This is a genomic window from Bacillus sp. SSR7 (assembly GCF_055902415.1).
On sequence record NZ_JBVVXV010000017.1, the window covers coordinates 37,936 to 55,190 of the forward strand.

The 17,255-nt window shown below is 36.1% G+C and carries 16 protein-coding genes; 2 read left to right on the top strand and 14 right to left on the bottom strand.

Annotated features, from left to right (window positions below; genetic code table 11):
* Nucleotides 1-38: 38 nt before the first annotated feature.
* The 8 genes from AC0NJG_RS23465 to AC0NJG_RS23500 all read right to left on the bottom strand — a co-directional run bounded on the left by AC0NJG_RS23465 (nt 39) and on the right by AC0NJG_RS23500 (nt 9,167).
* A complete protein-coding gene (locus AC0NJG_RS23465; protein ID WP_087954134.1) occupies nt 39-1,067 on the bottom strand; it encodes a glyceraldehyde-3-phosphate dehydrogenase in 1,029 nt (342 codons plus the stop codon).
* 109 nt (nt 1,068-1,176) lie between these two features.
* Nucleotides 1,177-1,779 (bottom strand): dephospho-CoA kinase, encoded by a 603-nt coding sequence (gene coaE, locus AC0NJG_RS23470; RefSeq protein WP_087954133.1) that lies wholly within the window; start codon nt 1,777-1,779, stop codon nt 1,177-1,179.
* A gap of 51 nt (nt 1,780-1,830) precedes the next feature.
* Nucleotides 1,831-2,463 carry a sporulation membrane protein YtaF gene (gene ytaF, locus AC0NJG_RS23475; RefSeq protein WP_000281752.1) on the bottom strand — a complete coding sequence of 211 codons (633 nt, stop codon included), beginning with the start codon at nt 2,461-2,463 and terminating at the stop codon, nt 1,831-1,833.
* Between the two features lie 72 nt (nt 2,464-2,535).
* A complete protein-coding gene (mutM, locus tag AC0NJG_RS23480) occupies nt 2,536-3,366 on the bottom strand; it encodes a DNA-formamidopyrimidine glycosylase (protein ID WP_087954132.1) in 831 nt (276 codons plus the stop codon).
* Between the two features lie 12 nt (nt 3,367-3,378).
* Nucleotides 3,379-6,012, bottom strand: coding sequence for a DNA polymerase I (polA, locus tag AC0NJG_RS23485; protein WP_140421148.1), 2,634 nt, complete (start codon nt 6,010-6,012; stop codon nt 3,379-3,381).
* A 285-nt stretch (nt 6,013-6,297) separates the two neighbouring features.
* Entirely contained in the window at nt 6,298-8,061 is a 1,764-nt protein-coding gene (phoR, locus tag AC0NJG_RS23490) for a sensory box histidine kinase PhoR (protein ID WP_308902024.1), read from the bottom strand.
* Nucleotides 8,054-8,773: a two-component system response regulator PhoP gene (phoP, locus tag AC0NJG_RS23495; RefSeq protein WP_001065225.1), complete on the bottom strand. Its 720-nt coding sequence runs from the start codon at nt 8,771-8,773 to the stop codon at nt 8,054-8,056. Before phoP ends, phoR begins: the two co-directional genes overlap by 8 nt.
* Nucleotides 8,774-8,927: 154 nt before the next feature.
* Complete coding sequence (locus AC0NJG_RS23500) at nt 8,928-9,167, bottom strand: hypothetical protein (protein ID WP_474063525.1); 240 nt, start codon at nt 9,165-9,167, stop codon at nt 8,928-8,930.
* 89 nt (nt 9,168-9,256) lie between these two features.
* On the opposite strand from AC0NJG_RS23500, the gene AC0NJG_RS23505 reads away from it, so the two are divergent.
* Nucleotides 9,257-9,388: a hypothetical protein gene (locus AC0NJG_RS23505; RefSeq protein WP_087954128.1), complete on the top strand. Its 132-nt coding sequence runs from the start codon at nt 9,257-9,259 to the stop codon at nt 9,386-9,388.
* Nucleotides 9,389-9,444: 56 nt separating this feature from the next.
* On the opposite strand, the gene AC0NJG_RS23510 is transcribed toward AC0NJG_RS23505, so the two are convergent.
* The 5 genes from AC0NJG_RS23510 to AC0NJG_RS23530 all read right to left on the bottom strand — a co-directional run bounded on the left by AC0NJG_RS23510 (nt 9,445) and on the right by AC0NJG_RS23530 (nt 14,542).
* Complete coding sequence (locus AC0NJG_RS23510) at nt 9,445-9,918, bottom strand: MaoC family dehydratase (protein ID WP_000914178.1); 474 nt, start codon at nt 9,916-9,918, stop codon at nt 9,445-9,447.
* 215 nt (nt 9,919-10,133) lie between these two features.
* Nucleotides 10,134-11,072: a malate dehydrogenase gene (gene mdh, locus AC0NJG_RS23515; protein ID WP_000153232.1), complete on the bottom strand. Its 939-nt coding sequence runs from the start codon at nt 11,070-11,072 to the stop codon at nt 10,134-10,136.
* Nucleotides 11,073-11,091: 19 nt separating this feature from the next.
* On the bottom strand, nt 11,092-12,384 hold the full coding sequence (gene icd / locus AC0NJG_RS23520) for an NADP-dependent isocitrate dehydrogenase (protein ID WP_474063526.1): 1,293 nt from the start codon (nt 12,382-12,384) through the stop codon (nt 11,092-11,094).
* A 160-nt stretch (nt 12,385-12,544) separates the two neighbouring features.
* Nucleotides 12,545-13,693 (bottom strand): citrate synthase, encoded by a 1,149-nt coding sequence (gene citZ, locus AC0NJG_RS23525; protein ID WP_000503657.1) that lies wholly within the window; start codon nt 13,691-13,693, stop codon nt 12,545-12,547.
* Between the two features lie 387 nt (nt 13,694-14,080).
* Entirely contained in the window at nt 14,081-14,542 is a 462-nt protein-coding gene (locus tag AC0NJG_RS23530) for a DUF441 domain-containing protein (RefSeq protein ID WP_000625507.1), read from the bottom strand.
* 419 nt (nt 14,543-14,961) lie between these two features.
* Here AC0NJG_RS23530 and ytvI point away from each other — a divergent pair, with 419 nt between their 5' ends.
* Nucleotides 14,962-16,080 (top strand): sporulation integral membrane protein YtvI, encoded by a 1,119-nt coding sequence (ytvI, locus tag AC0NJG_RS23535; protein WP_087954127.1) that lies wholly within the window; start codon nt 14,962-14,964, stop codon nt 16,078-16,080.
* Nucleotides 16,081-16,809: 729 nt separating this feature from the next.
* On the opposite strand, the gene AC0NJG_RS23540 is transcribed toward ytvI, so the two are convergent.
* Entirely contained in the window at nt 16,810-17,199 is a 390-nt protein-coding gene (locus AC0NJG_RS23540) for an FxsA family protein (RefSeq protein ID WP_087954126.1), read from the bottom strand.
* Between the last annotated feature and the right edge of the window lie 56 nt (nt 17,200-17,255).

Sequence of the window (17,255 nt, forward strand, 5' to 3'; positions counted from 1 at the left end):
AAAGAGGGCAAATATTCACTTGCCCTCTCCTTATTCAATTAAATATGCTGCATATTTTCTTGTTTCGCTAATTCATCCACAACTAACGTTACAAGATCTACAACACGACGAGAGTAGCCCCACTCGTTATCATACCAAGCAAGTACTTTCACTTTACGATCACCCATTACCATTGTAGATAAACCATCAATAATAGCTGAGTGTGTATTTGTATTAAAGTCAATAGATACCAAAGGCTCTTCGCTGAATTCTACAATGCCTTTTAACGCACCGTTTGCAACAGTTTTGAATGCGTCGTTAATAGCTTCAACTGTTACATCGCGTTTTACATCTACTACTAAGTCAACAAGAGACACGTTTGGTGTTGGTACACGAAGTGCCATACCATGAAGTTTTCCATTTAAATGTGGAAGAACTTTTGCTAGCGCTTTCGCAGCACCTGTCGTTGTCGGAATAATTGATTGTCCGCAAGCACGTGCTCTTCTTAAATCTTTATGTGGGTTATCAATATTTTTTTGGTCATTTGTATAAGCGTGAACTGTCGTCATTAAACCGTTTTCAATTCCAAACTGCTCATCTAACACCTTCACAACAGGTGCTAAACAGTTTGTTGTACAAGATGCATTTGAAATAACAGTATGCTTTGTAATATCTAATTGGTCTTCGTTCACACCTACTACAATTGTTACATCTTCATTTTTACCAGGCGCCGTTAAAATAACTTTTTTCGCTCCAGCTTCAACGTGAAGAATTGCTTTTTCTTTTGAATTGAATTTACCAGTTGCTTCAATTACAACTTCAACACCTAAATCTGTCCAAGGCAATTCCTTTGGATCGCGATTGTTTAAAAGGCGAATCATTTTCCCATCAACTAATAAGTGATCTTCAAATGCTTCTACTGTTCCGTCAAACTTGCCGTGAACTGTATCATATTTAATTAAATGTGCTAACGTTTCAGATGGATAGCTTGCATTGATTGCTACAATTTCGAATGCGCTTTCTTTTATTGCCTGACGAAATACCATTCTCCCAATACGTCCAAATCCATTAATTGCCACACGAGTCATAATATGTTATCCCCCTTGAATGCGTTATACTATTTATCTCCAATCCCAATAATAGTATAACACAAAAAGGGGATATGTCACTAAGCATTTTCATTAATTTCACAATTTTTTAATCAATAATGTTCCAATTCTTTAAAATCACCTGTAATTGTGTTTTCGTTCCCATAATTGTGCCATCATTATTTATCACTTCATCTGCATTTTTCACTTTTTCTTCTAACGGCATTTGAGATTGAATACGAGCTGTTGCTTCTTCTTCCGAAAAATTATTTCGCTTCATTAAACGTTCTAATTGCGTATGCGGCTTAACTGCTACAACTAAAACGCGGTCAACGAGACTTGTTAATTTACTTTCAAATAAGAGAGGAATATCTAACACAACCGCTTGCGCACCTTCTTTTATGTACATTTCCTTTTGCCTATTCATTTCCTCACGCACTGCAGGATGAACAATTTTGTTTAACTGCAATCGTTTCTCTTCATTATAGAAAACGACACTTCCTAATTTCGGCCGATCCAGTTTTCCATCTTCTTGTAATACTTCCGTTCCAAATACTTCTACAATTTTGTTATATGCTGGCTTTCCTCGTTCTACAACTTCTCGCGCAATAATATCTGCATCAATAACTGGTATATTTAGCTCGCGAAACATTTGAGATACTGTACTTTTTCCGCTTGCAATACCTCCCGTTAATCCAATTACTACTGTCATCATAACCCTCCTCATAATAAAAGGCGCGAAACTAATGTTCCACGCCCGTACTTACATTTTCCAAATTCCAATAATAATGAGTAATACTCCAGGCAGGAATGTAAATTTTTGCAGCCATTTCATATTTGATAAAACCGTTCCAAGTTTCATTCCAATAAATAAAAATAAAGAACTCATCACTGCAACTAATATCGCCATCATAGCGGGTGTATACCCTAATAAAGATGCACCTATTCCAGCACCGAATGAATCTACAGAAAGAGCGATACCAAGAAGCAATGCTTCTCCTGCAGAAATGGTGCCTGATTTATCGAAATCTGCTACAGTCGGTTTCCGTAAAATTTGAATGACTAACCCAAGCGAGGCAATCTCTAACTTCCATACCTTCTCCTCTTGCTTCGGTTCTTCTTTTTTCTCACTTCGAAAAAATTGGTATAATACCCAAATTCCTATTCCAATAAGAACAAGCCCACCGATACGCGTTGCGATAACAGGTGAAAATACTTTCGCGATCATATGTCCAATTCCCATTGAAACAAGCATAACAGCCGCTGAACACATTCCGATAATTACAATTGATCTTAGTGGAATTCTTACGCTTCTTAAACCATAGGTTAGCCCTACACTACAGCTATCTAAGCTTAATGTAAAAGCTAATAAAATAAGAGATAAATAAAGGTACATCGGTAAGCTCCTCCCTTATACATAGCTCTGCTGTATGTATATGACAAATGCCTATCCGATGTTATCTCTTTTCTATATTCTTGGCTGACAAATTGGGCAGTAATGCGTTCCTCTTCCGCCAACAACTGTTTTTTCTAATATCGTACCGCAAGTCACACACGGTTCTCCTTTTTTTCCATATACATTTAGAAGTTCTTGGAATGAGCCAATTTGCCCTTGTGAGTTGATATACGTTCGAATTGTACTTCCGCCACGCTTCACTGCTTCGCCTAACGTTGTAACAGTCGCCTCATAAATTCGCTCAATTTCTTCTGCTGTTAAAGACGACGCTTCTCGTTCTGGATGAATTTGAGAACGGAATAAAACTTCATCTACATATATATTTCCAAGTCCTACTAAAAGACGCTGGTCTAATAATACAACTTTTATTTTACGATTTGTCTTTTGCAATCTCTCTTGTAAATACTGTGGTGTCAATTCAGCATCAAATGGCTCCGGACCTAAGTCAGCAAGAGGCATTTGATTCAACTCTTCACCTTTCTTAAAGAGATGCATCGTACCAAACTTTCTCACATCTTTATAATGTAATTCAGTTCCATCTGTAAACAAGAAACGGACGTGCGTATGCTTATCAATTGGTTCACCCTCTTGATGCAGTAAAAACTTTCCTTCCATACGCAAATGTGAAACAATGACATAATTCGTTACATATAAAAGCAAAAACTTTCCTCTTCGCTTTATATTTTCAATCGTCTCGCCTTTTAGCACTTCTTTAAAGATTTCTGCATCATCTGGACGTTTTACTATTTTGGGATAGGTAACAATGACATCTTCAATTGTTTTTCCTGTTACAAGATTTTCAAGTGTCCGTCTGACGTTTTCAACCTCTGGTAATTCAGGCATTTCATCACTTCCTTATTTTGCGTCGTACCAAGTTGGACCGTAAGAATAATCAACTTTCAGCGGAACTGCAAGTTCAATTGCATGCTCCATTACTTCTGGTACAAGCTTCTCTAATTTTTCAATTTCTTCTTTTGGTGCTTCAAATATTAATTCATCGTGTACTTGCAATAGAAGACGCGCTTGTAATCCTTCTTCTTCTAAACGATCTGCCATAATAATCATCGCTTTTTTAATAATATCTGCTGCAGTACCTTGAATTGGTGTATTCATAGCTGTACGCTCAGCAAAGCTACGCAAGTTGAAATTACGACTCGTAATTTCCGGAATGTAACGGCGTCGATTTAATAATGTAGCCACATATCCTTTTTGTTTCGCATCTTTTACGATGTCATCCATGTATTCTTGTACACCAGGGAAACTTTCTAAATACTTTTCAATAAATTCCGCTGCTGCTTTTCTTGTAATTCCTAAGTTTTGTGAAAGACCATAATCACTAATACCATACACAATTCCGAAGTTAACTGCTTTCGCTTGTCGTCTCATATTTGAAGTTACTTCATCTTTTTCAACACCAAATACATCCATAGCTGTTTTCGTATGAATATCCATATCATGTTGGAACGCGTCGACTAGCCCTTTATCATTTGCAATATGAGCTAATACACGAAGTTCAATTTGTGAATAATCTGCCGCGTACATAATCCATCCTTCTTCTGATGGAACGAATGCCTGACGAATCTTTCTTCCTTCTTCTAATCGAATCGGGATATTTTGCAAGTTCGGATCCGTTGAACTTAATCGACCTGTTTGCGTTAATACTTGATTGAAACGAGTATGGATTTTAGATGAATCTTCATGTACAACTTTTAATAATCCTTCAATATAAGTTGAATTTAGTTTCCCTAATTGACGGTAATGTAAAATGTTTGGAATAATTTCATGGTGATCCATCAGCTTATCTAGTACATCAGCTGACGTAGAATAACCTGTTTTCGTCTTCTTAATAACTGGTAAGTTTAAATTCTCAAACAGAATAACGCCAAGCTGCTTCGGTGAATTAATATTAAATTCTGTTCCCGCCAGCTTATAAATTTCCTGTTCCATTTCCTTTAATCTACCTGCAAGTTCTTCTCCCATATTACGAAGACGCTCTGTATCAACTTTTACACCTTTTACTTCCATATCAGCTAATACACGTGCAAGTGGTAATTCTAACTCTGTAAACAGTTCATATTGCTCATTCTTTTCTAACTCTTCAATGAATGTTTGCTTCACATCATATAATACATGCACTTTACGAGCTACATGCTCCGCTACTATCTCTAGCTCTGGAACAGCACGCTTCGCACCTTTTCCGTAAACTTCTTCATCAGATTTCACAGCATGCGTTTCTTTCATTTTCGCTACAGTACGGAAATCTTTATCTGTATCGGCCGGGTCAAGTAAGTAAGCAGCAATTAATAGATCAAAGTCAATCCCTTGCATATCTATACCGTTCCATTTCAGTGCAACGATCGCACGCTTCGCATCAAATGTATGCTTTCTCATTTCTCCATCTGCAAGCCACTCTTTAAATGCATCTGACTTAAGAGCAATGTCTGTCTGAATAAAGTAACATCCATTTTCATTTTGAATACCGAAACCTTGAATGTCTGCTTTATGATAATTATCTTCTTGTACTTCAACGATAAGCGCACTATCTTGCTGAAGCATTTCTTCAGTAACTTCTTCCACAATATCAAATGTAATATCATCTAATTCAACTGGAGCTGTTTCTTCTGGCGTAACGCCTAATTTATTTAAAAGAGATGTGAATCCTAAATTCTCGAACATTGGAATGACATCACTTGCTTCATACCCTTTATACTCCATATCATCCACATGCACAGTAATCGGTGCGTCTGTAATAATGGTTGCAAGATCTTTACTCATAAGAGCTTGGTCTTTATTTGCTTCCAGCTTTTCTTTTAATTTCTTCCCGCTTACTTGATCTATATTTTCATACACTTCTTCAACCGTTCCAAACTGCGTTAACAATTTAATCGCAGTTTTTTCACCAACTCCTGGTACACCTGGAATATTATCTGATTGGTCTCCCATTAAACCTTTCATATCGATAATTTGCTTTGGTGATAAGCTGTATTTCTCAAATAAAGCTTCTTTTGTATATTCATCTACTTCCGTAATCCCTTTTCGAGGAATGCATACAAGCGTGTTATCAGAAACAAGTTGAAGTAAATCTTTATCTCCTGAAATAACTTTTACACTAGCCCCTTGTTCACTCGCTTCTTTCGCTAGCGTTCCCATAATATCATCCGCTTCATAATTTTCTAATTCATAACGCGGTACGTTGAATGCATCAAGCATCTCACGAATAAACGGGAATTGCTCTGATAACTCAGGTGGAGTCTTTTGACGTCCTCCTTTATACTCACTATATGTTTTATGACGGAATGTCGTTTTCCCCGCATCAAACGCTACTAACATATGCGTCGGTTTTTCTTCCTCTAATATTCTCATTAACATCATTGTAAAACCGTAAATTGCGTTCGTATGTATACCCTTGTCGTTATTTAAAAGCGGTAGTGCAAAGAAAGCACGATACGCGATATTATTACCATCTACTAATACGACCTTTTTTTCCAAATCAGAAACCTCCCCATACAAATTTGAAATGATTTTTTTCACAGAAAAAAACCGTTTCTTTCCTCCCTCTATATTAACATGACTAATAGAGAGAAGAAAAATAACGGTTATTTTCTTTCATATATAAAACAGACTTATATTGGCATAAAGGGAAGTGACGAGAACAGCTTAACTATTCTCGTCCAAAATTACTCCTTGGATGAAGGGGTTTTCATGTATTATATTAACAGAGCTTTATTAATATTTAATTAAGCCATTGTTAATATATTGTAAACATTCTTCATCCTATTTTTCAGTTGCTGATTTTGGTAAAACAACTGTAAATGTTGTCCCTTCCCCAACTTCACTATCCACTGTAATCGTACCATGATGCGCCTCAACTAAATGCTTTACAATCGATAACCCAAGGCCTGTACCACCAGTATTTCTACTTCTCGCTTTATCCACTCGGTAAAAGCGTTCAAAAATACGTGGAATTTCCTCTTTACTAATACCAATTCCAGTATCTGATACTTTTATATAAGCATTATATTTATCTTCTGCTAATTCTACAGAAACAACGCCTCCAGCCGGTGTATATACAATTGCGTTATTCATTAAATTAATAAAGATTTGCTGCAAACGACTTGGATCTCCAATGACAGAGACACGTTTTAGCGTATTTACTTGTAAAGAGATTTCTTTTTCTCCCGCTTTATTATCAAGCACCATATGAATATCTTCAAGAAGCCCCTTCATATCAACGGTCCCCATACTCAATTTAAATCCTTGTTGCTCAATCTTTGATAAATCTAATAAATCTTCAATTAATCCTTGCATACGTTCACTTTCTTTTAAAATAATATGCAAGAAATGCTCGCAGAATTTTTTATTATCCATAGCACCGTCTAAAAGTGTTTCTGAAAAACCTTTAATAGAAGTAATCGGAGTTTTTAGTTCATGAGAAACATTCGCTAAAAAGTCTTTTCTCATTTGTTCTAACTTTTTCAGTTCAGTAATGTCATGGAATACAAGGACAATCCCTTTCCATTCATGGTTCGTCCCGATAATCGGTGCTCCATATACCTCGAAATGCTTTCGTTCAATCCCAAGAGGCAATAACATTTGTTTGCGCACTTTCACTTCTGTCATAAAGATTTCTTCCACCAGCTCTATAATTTCCGAATGATGAAACGACTCATAATATAAACGATCTAAATATTCTTCATCTGTGACGTGGAAAGTTTCCTTATAAGAGCGGTTTACAAGGTTTATATATCCTCGGCTATCAATTAAAATCATTCCGCTTCCCATATTTTCAATTAACGTATGTAGACGATCTTGCTGCATTTCTTGCTCAAGTGTCATCTCTTGTAAATTACGAGCTAAAATATTAATCGCTTTACTTAACATTCCCGTTTCATCCGAATGACTTTCATAAGCGCGTGCTTTATAATTACCCTTCGCTAATTCGATGGCAACTTTCGTAACCGATTCAATTGGCCTAATATATTGCCCTGTAATTTTCATACCTAAAAATACAACTACGAGACAAGCAATGACAAATCCAATAATTAATAATCCCCACGTTTTTTGATGAACGTCTTTCAAAGGCTCAATTGTGCTTTTCACCAAAATGTATCCTTGTTTCCCTGCTACATCTTGCACGAACACCGCATGATAAAATTCGTTATTCTGATCTGTTTCTTTCGTAATGACTTTATTTCTTTGTTTCGTTGTTTCAGAAGTAAGTTCTTTCACTATCCCTTGGCTAAACGCAGATTGTTCGTCCCCGCTATATTGAACCTTCTTTTTTTCATCTACAAATGCAATAGAAGCCTGTATTTTTTCTTCTAACTTCTCAAATACATATGGATTTTTTAAAACATCATCAAAACCTTGTTCTTCTGCTAATACCGCAACATACTCTGTCTCTTTTACCATTCTCTCTTTCGCATGATCTATATAATAGTTTTCAAAAACAGTTTCCAGCAATAAACCGAGTCCAACTAAAATAAATACAATAAGAGAAACAAATGTAAAAAGAAGCCTGGAACGAAATTTATTCATCCCCTTTTGGCTCCTCTAATTTATATCCTAAACCACGTATCGTTTTAATGTACGTCGGTTTTTTCGTATTTTGTTCAATTTTATCGCGTAAATGGCTAATATGAACGTCAACAATTCGTGTATCACCAGCGAAATCATAATTCCATACAGCACTTAATAATTGATCACGCGTCAACACGCGGCTCTTATTTTTCGCAAGATAAACAAGTAGTTCAAATTCTTTTGGTGTTAATTCAAGCTTTCTTCCTTGGAAATAAGCCTCATAAAACTCTGGTAAAATTTTAAGTTCAGCAATCGTGATGCTCTCTTCATCTGACGATTCTGTAACTTGCTCTTCTTGTTGTAATTTCGTACGGCGTAAAATTGCCTTCACACGCGCGACAACTTCCCTTGGACTAAATGGCTTCGTCATATAATCATCAGCCCCAAGTTCAAGACCTAGCACCTTATCAAATTCATCATCTTTTGCTGTTAACATTAAAATCGGCGTCATAACGCGCTGCAATCGTAATTCTTTACACACTTCCATACCATCCATTTTTGGAAGCATTAAATCTAATATAATTAAATCTGGACGTTCTGTTGTCGCTTTTTGAAGCGCCATTTCTCCATCCATCGCTGTTATCACTTCAAAACCAGCTTGTTGTAAATTAAATTCGATTAAAGTTAAGATAAACTCCTCATCATCAACTACTAAAATACGATTGTTCATTCTTTTCCTCCAAGTTATAGACTTGAAACCTTCTTCATCCTAGTATTTTCCCCGTTATTCTCATCATACTAGAAAACAAGGTCCCTCTCAATATAATTGTCTATACATGGAGCTCATTTGTACTAACACTTCGAAAATAAAAGCAATTAAAACTTCATTCCCTCTCCGCTCTCCAAACTCGATAGATGAATCTACCTTTTTCAAAATGTTTTTCCGTACAAACCGTAAACTCCCTCTCCTGGGCTAAGAAAAAAGAAAGAGCATACGCTATTTTATAATCTAGCGTTTCATACCCATCAAATACTCTTCCATCCATTTCATTCACAATTGAATCCGCCCACACTTCAGCCTCTCTCATCGTTTCAAAGATAACGTCTTCTCTTTTCCATCTCACCTTAAAAATCACTCCTTTCATTGACTTACATTAACAATTTATATATTATAAATTAAAATATATAAATATAAATAATATGGAGGTCTATTATGCGACTAGTACTACCTATTCTATCTTTAATAGTAACGTGTCTTCTTACATTCAACGCCCCAAGCTGGGATACGATTAAAACAGGTTGTTCAGATTTCGCTCAAGGATTTACTGAAGGATTCTTAAATTAAAAATAGCGCTAGCTCCCTTATAAAAGGTATGCTAGCGCTATTCATATTTTCATGTTTTAAAAATTATCCAATGCTTTTTCCATAATGGAAACAGATTTATAAGGTGGGGTTACTGTTAATGAGCCTTTCACAACAGTATCTCCTTTTTCATCATGAGCAGATACAAGCATATCAATTGTATGTTCCTCCTCAGAAACAGCCACAACTTCAAAGTGGATTTGTAACGTTTCATAATGGTGAACATGTTTCACGAATGTAAGGTCCTTTCTCGTAATATGACTTCCTGGACCTGGTAAATATTTCGTAACCGCCGTTGTAATCATTCCCGTTAGCATAATGCTTGGTACAATCGGCTTTTCATACGGAGTTTGGGATGCGTAATCATGCTGAATATATAATGGATTGGCATCATTCGTTAACCCTAAGTACAATAACAAATCTTTATCCTCAATTTTTTCAGTGATAGATAATTTCTCTCCTACTGTAATTTCATCCATTTTACGACCAATTTGAACTTTTTTCTTTAACATGTTACAACCCCCTCCGATTTTTTCACCTTATTATCCTACTAAAAGCGATACCTGATCCGAAATTTACTATGATGAGGGCAATGTATAGTGTAAATCTACAGTTTCATTATAGGATATTACAAATGATAGCGTTTTCATATTATTTCAAAAAAATAATTCGGTAAATAGTAGAAAAAGATTCGGAATCCCGAATCTTTTTCACTACTATTCAATGATTAAACAAGAACTTTCATTACGTTACGTACAGATTCTACAGAGCGATCTAACGCTTCTTTTTCATCTGCAAGAAGTTCTAATTCAATAATTTTTTCAATTCCGTTACCACCTAGAATTACTGGTACCCCTAAGTAAAGGTCACTATAACCATACTCACCTTCAAGGTACGCAATAGCTGGTAATACACGGCGTTGATCTTTTAAGATTGCTTCTGTCATTTCAACTAAAGAAGCTGCTGGTGCGTAATATGCACTACCGTTTCCTAATAAGCCTACAATCTCACCGCCACCTTTACGTGTACGTTCTACAATTGCTTCTAAACGCTCTTTCGGAATTAACGTTTCTAACGGAATACCGCCTGCATAAGAATAACGCACAAGAGGTACCATGTCGTCACCGTGTCCGCCAAGAACAAATCCTGTAATGTCTTTTACAGAAAGATTTAATTCTTGTGCGATGAATGTACGGAAACGAGCTGTATCTAATACACCCGATTGGCCGATTACACGCTCTTTCGGGAATCCTGCTTCTTTAAATACAGAATATGTCATTGCATCAACTGGATTTGTTAAAACAACAATAATTGCATTTGGTGAATGTTTTGCAATGTCGCGCGTAATACTTTTCATAATTTTAGAGTTTGTTGCTACTAAGTCATCACGGCTCATACCAGGCTTACGTGCAATACCTGCTGTAATAACGACAACGTCAGAATCAGCAGTATCTGCGTAATCAGATGTTCCAATAATGTTAGCATCAAAACCTTGTACTGGGCTCGCTTCTAACATATCTAACGCTTTCCCTTTTGTTGGATTTTCCAGTTGTGGAATGTCCACTAATACAACATCTGCAAGTTCTTTTTGTGCTAATAAGAATGCCGTTGTTGCTCCTGTAAATCCTGCACCGATGACTGAAACCTTCTTGCGTTTGATTGTCATAATTTACCCCCCGCTTTAATTATGCGTTTTTGATTATCGCTACATCCATGTTTTTAATAAGTTCATTAGCGAACTCAGAACATTTCACTTCTGTTGCACCTTCCATTAAGCGTGCGAAATCATAAGTTACTACTTTTGAAGCAATTGTTTTCTCAACAGAAGCAGTTACTAATTTCCCAGCTTCGTTCCATCCTAAGTGTTCTAATAATAATACACCTGAAAGAAGAACAGAAGATGGGTTTACTTTATCTAAACCTGCATATTTTGGAGCTGTACCGTGTGTAGCTTCAAAGATAGCATGTCCAGTCACATAGTTAATGTTTGCACCAGGTGCAATACCAATTCCACCTACTTGTGCAGCAAGTGCATCAGAGATATAGTCACCATTTAAGTTCATTGTTGCAACAACATCGAACTCACGTGGACGAGTTAAAATTTGTTGTAAGAAGATGTCTGCAATAGAATCTTTTACGATGATTTTTCCAGCCACTTCAGCGTCTGCCATCGCTTTATTCGCTGCATCTTTACCATCTTTTTCAACGATACGATCGTATTCAGCCCAAGTAAATACTTTGTCGCCGAATTCTTGTTCCGCTACTTCGTAACCCCAGTTTTTGAAAGCACCTTCTGTAAATTTCATAATGTTTCCTTTATGAACTAATGTAACAGAAGAACGTTTTTCGTTAATTGCATATTGAATTGCAGCACGAACAAGACGCTTTGTCCCTTCTTCTGAAATTGGCTTAATACCAATACCAGATGTTTCTGGGAAGCGGATTTTATTAACACCCATTGCTTCTTTTAAGAAAGCAAGAACTTTTTCTGCTTCTGGAGATCCTTGTGCATATTCAATTCCAGCATAAATGTCTTCTGTATTTTCACGGAAAATAACCATATCAGTATCTTCCGGACGTTTTACAGGTGAAGGAACACCTTCAAAATAACGAACTGGACGTAGACATACATATAAATCTAATTCTTGACGAAGTGCTACGTTTAGAGAACGAATACCACCGCCAACTGGAGTTGTAAGTGGACCTTTAATCGCGATTAAATATTCACGAATTAAGTTTAAAGTTTCTTCTGGTAACCACTCGCCTGTTTGGTTGAATGCTTTTTCCCCTGCAAGCACTTCTTTCCAAACGATTTTCTTCTCACCATCATAAGCTTTTTCAACTGCTGCTTCTAGTACACGAGATGCAGCTGCCCAAATATCAGGACCAATTCCATCTCCTTCAATAAATGGAATAATCGGATTGTTTGGTACATTCATAACACCATTAGTTACAGTAATTTTTTCACCTGTCGTCAATGTGATAACCCCCATGTTTGAAATTTCATATGTATGAAACTGAGGGAATAACCCCTCAGTTCAAACCGTTAGTCAAATTAAAATATTCTAATCATTACATCTTTCCGAAAAAATCAGACTTTTGAAAGCGTATTTTCACTATCAAAATAGTGTTATTCGCTTATCGTTGTGCAATCGGAACATACACTTGATGTGTTGGTCCATTATAATCAGCACGCGGACGGATTAAACGGTTATTTTCATATTGTTCTAGAATATGAGCTAACCAGCCTGACATACGGCTAATTGCAAAAATAGGTGTAAATAAGTCATGATCAATTCCTAAACAATGGTATACAGAAGCTGAATAGAAATCAACATTTGGTGGAAGACCTTTTTCTTTTGTTACAATGTCTTCAATTTTGATAGACATATTATACCATTTCTCTTCTCCTAAAAGCACGCATAATCTCTTAGACATTTCGCGTAAATGTTTTGCACGTGGATCACCATGCTCATATACACGGTGGCCAAAGCCCATAATTTTCACTTTATTTTGAAGAGCATTATGAATATATGATTCTACATTTTCTTCTTCGCCAATTTCAGTTAACATCTTCATTACATTTTCATTTGCCCCGCCGTGAAGAGGACCTTTTAGCGCACCGATTGCTGCTGTAATACCAGAATATACATCTGAAAGTGTAGCTACACAAACGCGTGCAGTAAATGTAGAAGCGTTTAACTCATGATCTGCGTGAAGTACAAGCGCCTTATCAAAAGCTTCAATTTCAACTTCATTTGGCTCGCGATCATTTAACATGTACAAGAAGTTTGCAGCTAATGATAAATCATTTCTAGGCTCAACAACATCTAAGCCTTTACGGATTCTTGCGTAAGCAGCAACTAAAGTTCCCACTTGAGCCTGTAATTTAACCGCTTTCAAATAATTGGACTTTTCATCCATAATTTCAGCACTCTCATCGTATAATGATAGCATGGAAATTGCAGTTCGTAAAACAGACATCGGATGTGCGATTTTTAAATCTACTTGTTTCAAATATGCTAAAATCTCACCTGGAACTTTATAGTATTCCGATACAATCTCCTTAAATTCCGCTAGTTCTTGCTCGTTAGGAAGCTTGCGATGCCATAATAAGTACACTACTTCTTCAAATGTAGCATTCTCAGCTAAATCATCAATATTATACCCAACATAAGTTAATGTATCATCAATAATAGAGCTCACAGATGATGTTGTTGCTACTACCCCTTCTAAACCTCGAATAACAGTCATGACATTCTCTCCTTTTCCTGAAAATTCTCCCAACCTTGCTCCTTATATCTATTTGCTCCCCTTTTGAATTATGAACGCCCGTTCACTCTTTAGGCAAGCAAAATGCACGATCATGCAAATTTGTTGCGATGTTCCCCTCTTATTGTCCATTGTTTACATGGAAAGCATGAGCGTGAATGTCTCCCCGAATCCTCACGCTCAAAACAACAAGTTAGTGAGGAAAATGAATTCCGAAGAGTTTTATGATAAAAACAACATAAAGCAATATCATTATAAAATTGTTTTATGTTGTTTTTATTTTATCTGGTGTAAAGTCTCTGCTGTTATGTAACTTTTCAAAGTTTCTAATCCTATTATAAACAATTATCTGACTTTTGTGAACAGAAAGAATTCAAAAATTTTATATTACTATAAAATTCTTCATTTAAACATCTGTATAATACTCATAACTGCATAGGCAATTCCAGCCCCAATTAATGGACCTACAGCGACCCCATTAAATAAAGCAACTGCTATAATTGTCCCGAAAACGAGTGCAGTTGTAATATGAGGATCTGTCGTTAATAATTGTACGCCACCTTTCGCTAACAGAGCAACTGCTACCCCTGAAGCTAAAGCAATCCATGCATAATACGATTTCGCTGCTTCCCCAAGTTGTTTAAAACCTATTTCCCCCGTTGCAATCGGTACGAGTACTGCTATTGTAATAACCGTAACACCGAGGTTAATCCCTTTCGTTTGTAGATAAGGGAAGACTTTATCTCCTAGAAACGTAAATTTCAATAAAAATAACACACCAATAGCTACAGTAAGTGATTGGTTTTTCGCAATAAGTCCTATAATAAGTAGTATGAATAAAAATAACGTTGACTGACTAATCATGTCTGCACTTCCTTTCTGAAAATAATGAACTCATTTCCAAACAAAAATACCTTTAAACCTATCGTTATACATGCTATATCGATGCCTATCCAACATGAATCACTTCATTTTTTATGCATTTTAAAATGAAAAACTGAGACTTTCACCATCCAAATGTAAGCATGTATACATTTAAAAAAACAGGCGTCTCTCCTTTCTTTTCTAATTAGAAACAGGTAAAATAAAAAGAAGAGAAAATGAAGTTTTTACCATATAGTAGAAGCATCAACACCAAGCTTTCACAGTCACTCACATACTGAAAAAGCAGGAAAAATCCATCATTCCACTATAACATAAAGTGAAACTTTAATCAGTGGGGCACACTCGTTATAAGTTGAACGAATTAGGATAATCCAAATTGGAATGGGAGGTATACATCTTTGAATCGAAACTTACTATATATGATATTGCGATTCATATTTGTCATTGTAGCTACGGTAGCTGGGTTCTATGCATTACTATATATGTCAGGACTTATCTATCCTTTTATTATCGCTTTCGCATTTGCTTATTTGATTAATCCTGTCGTCAATTTCCTTAATCAAAAACTACAATTTCCTCGGGCACTCGCAGTACTCGTTAGCTTAATTCTCGTATTTGGAGCTATCGTCGGACTCGTTACATACCTTGTAACAGAAGCAATATCTGCTACAACATACTTACTACAACTTGTTACAGTAAAATTTCCGGATATCGTTGCATTCGCTCAGCAGTTTGCACTTAATCATATTATGCCTCTCTATGATGATTTAATTTCTAAATTTAATCATCTTGGGGAACCACAGCGCTATACGATTACACAAAACATTCAAAACTTAGGAACTGAAGCAACGACGCAAATGAAAGAACTTTTAACCGCTATTATAAGCGGGTTAACAAATTTTATTAGTGCACTACCAACTACTTTAACTGTACTTGTTTTCGTTTTATTAGCCACTTTCTTCATTAGTTACGATTGGCATCGTCTTGCTCAGAAAGTAAGAAAGTTTTTGCCCAACCGTGTTCATGGCTATGGAAAAACTATTTTTGTGGATTTAAGAAAAGCTTTATTCGGTTTTGTTAAAGCACAACTTACACTCGTATCTATGACAACTGTTATTGTATTAATCGGACTTTTAATATTACGCGTACCATACGCCATTACTATCGCGATTATTACAGGAGTTGTAGATTTACTCCCGTATTTAGGAACAGGAGCTGTCTTCGTTCCTTGGGTTATATACGTATTTTTCACTGGCGACACCGCTTTCGCCATCGGTCTTCTCATTTTATACATCGTCGTGATTGTCCAAAGACAAATTATGGAGCCAAAGGTACTTTCATCTAATATCGGCCTTGATCCATTAGCAACACTGATTGCTCTATTTGTCGGCTTTAAGCTCTTTGGCTTCTTAGGATTAATCATCGGTCCAGTCACCTTAGTACTACTTAATACATTGCACAAAGCTCGTGTATTCCATGATTTGTGGAAATATATTAAAGGCTCACCTTCAAAATAATAGTTTCTAATTCATACACAACAAAAACTTACATGTAATCAGTGGGAATTTCCCACTGATTATTCCTTGTACTTATTTTTCATACTCATTACACACAACAAGAGAATTACCCTAAAAACAGGATAATTCTCTTGTTTTTTGCATAAAAACCGCATATTTCGTGGTGTTTTTACATTTTTATTCTATTTGTTTCATAATTATTACTTACATTTATTACTTTTTATGTAAATGAATAAATATACAAAACAGCCCAGAATGAGACTTAAACTGACCATTTTCCTACTCTTATTTAACTTTTTCATTCTTTTTATATACAAAAAAAAACAATCTTAAGTTCAGATTCCCACTTTAAACACACTCATTAAGAGCTAATAACTCCCCGAATCACATATCCAATCGAAAAAGTACACAACAAATACAATAAAGTGAAACTTTAATCTATAAGGATCCTATCCCCATCGATTATTAACCGTCACATTCGCCGCATGTCAAAACACATCTTTCATTAACTGAACTTTACTCCCCCTCTCATCCTGTTGCAGATAAAGTGAAACTTTAATCAGTGGGGTTTTCTTCATCCCCACTGATTATCAGCCCTCACCAATCGGACTTTAATGGGCAGCCCGACCCCAACCTAACTTCTTTGCTTTCACTGAATTTTGAGGCGGGGGTCTTACTACCCATTAAAGCGGGATAAAAAAATAGTGCTTAGATCGCTAAATCTAAGCACTATTTCTGCACAATAATAGTTGAGTTTTTTCTAAACTTCCATTCCATCCACTTCATAATAAACGGCTTCAATAAAGCCCTCGTCATAGGGACAACAAAGATGAAACCTATTATATCCGTTACATATCCAGGAAGCACTAAAAGAATACCCCCTACAAAGATAAAAATACCATCCAGTACTGCTGCCCCTGGCATTTCTCCTCTATTCAACTTAGATTGAATCTCTCCAAGCACTTTAAACCCTTGTCTTTTCGCCAAATATACACCTACAACACCTGTAAATACGATCATAGCGAACGTAGACCATAAACCTATTACATGACTCGACCCAATTAAGACTGTAATCTCAATAGCCGGTATTAAAATAAACAAGAACAGTAACCACTTCATAGTTCTACACCCCTCTCATATACCATCACTTTTAACGTCCTCAAAACGCTCATATA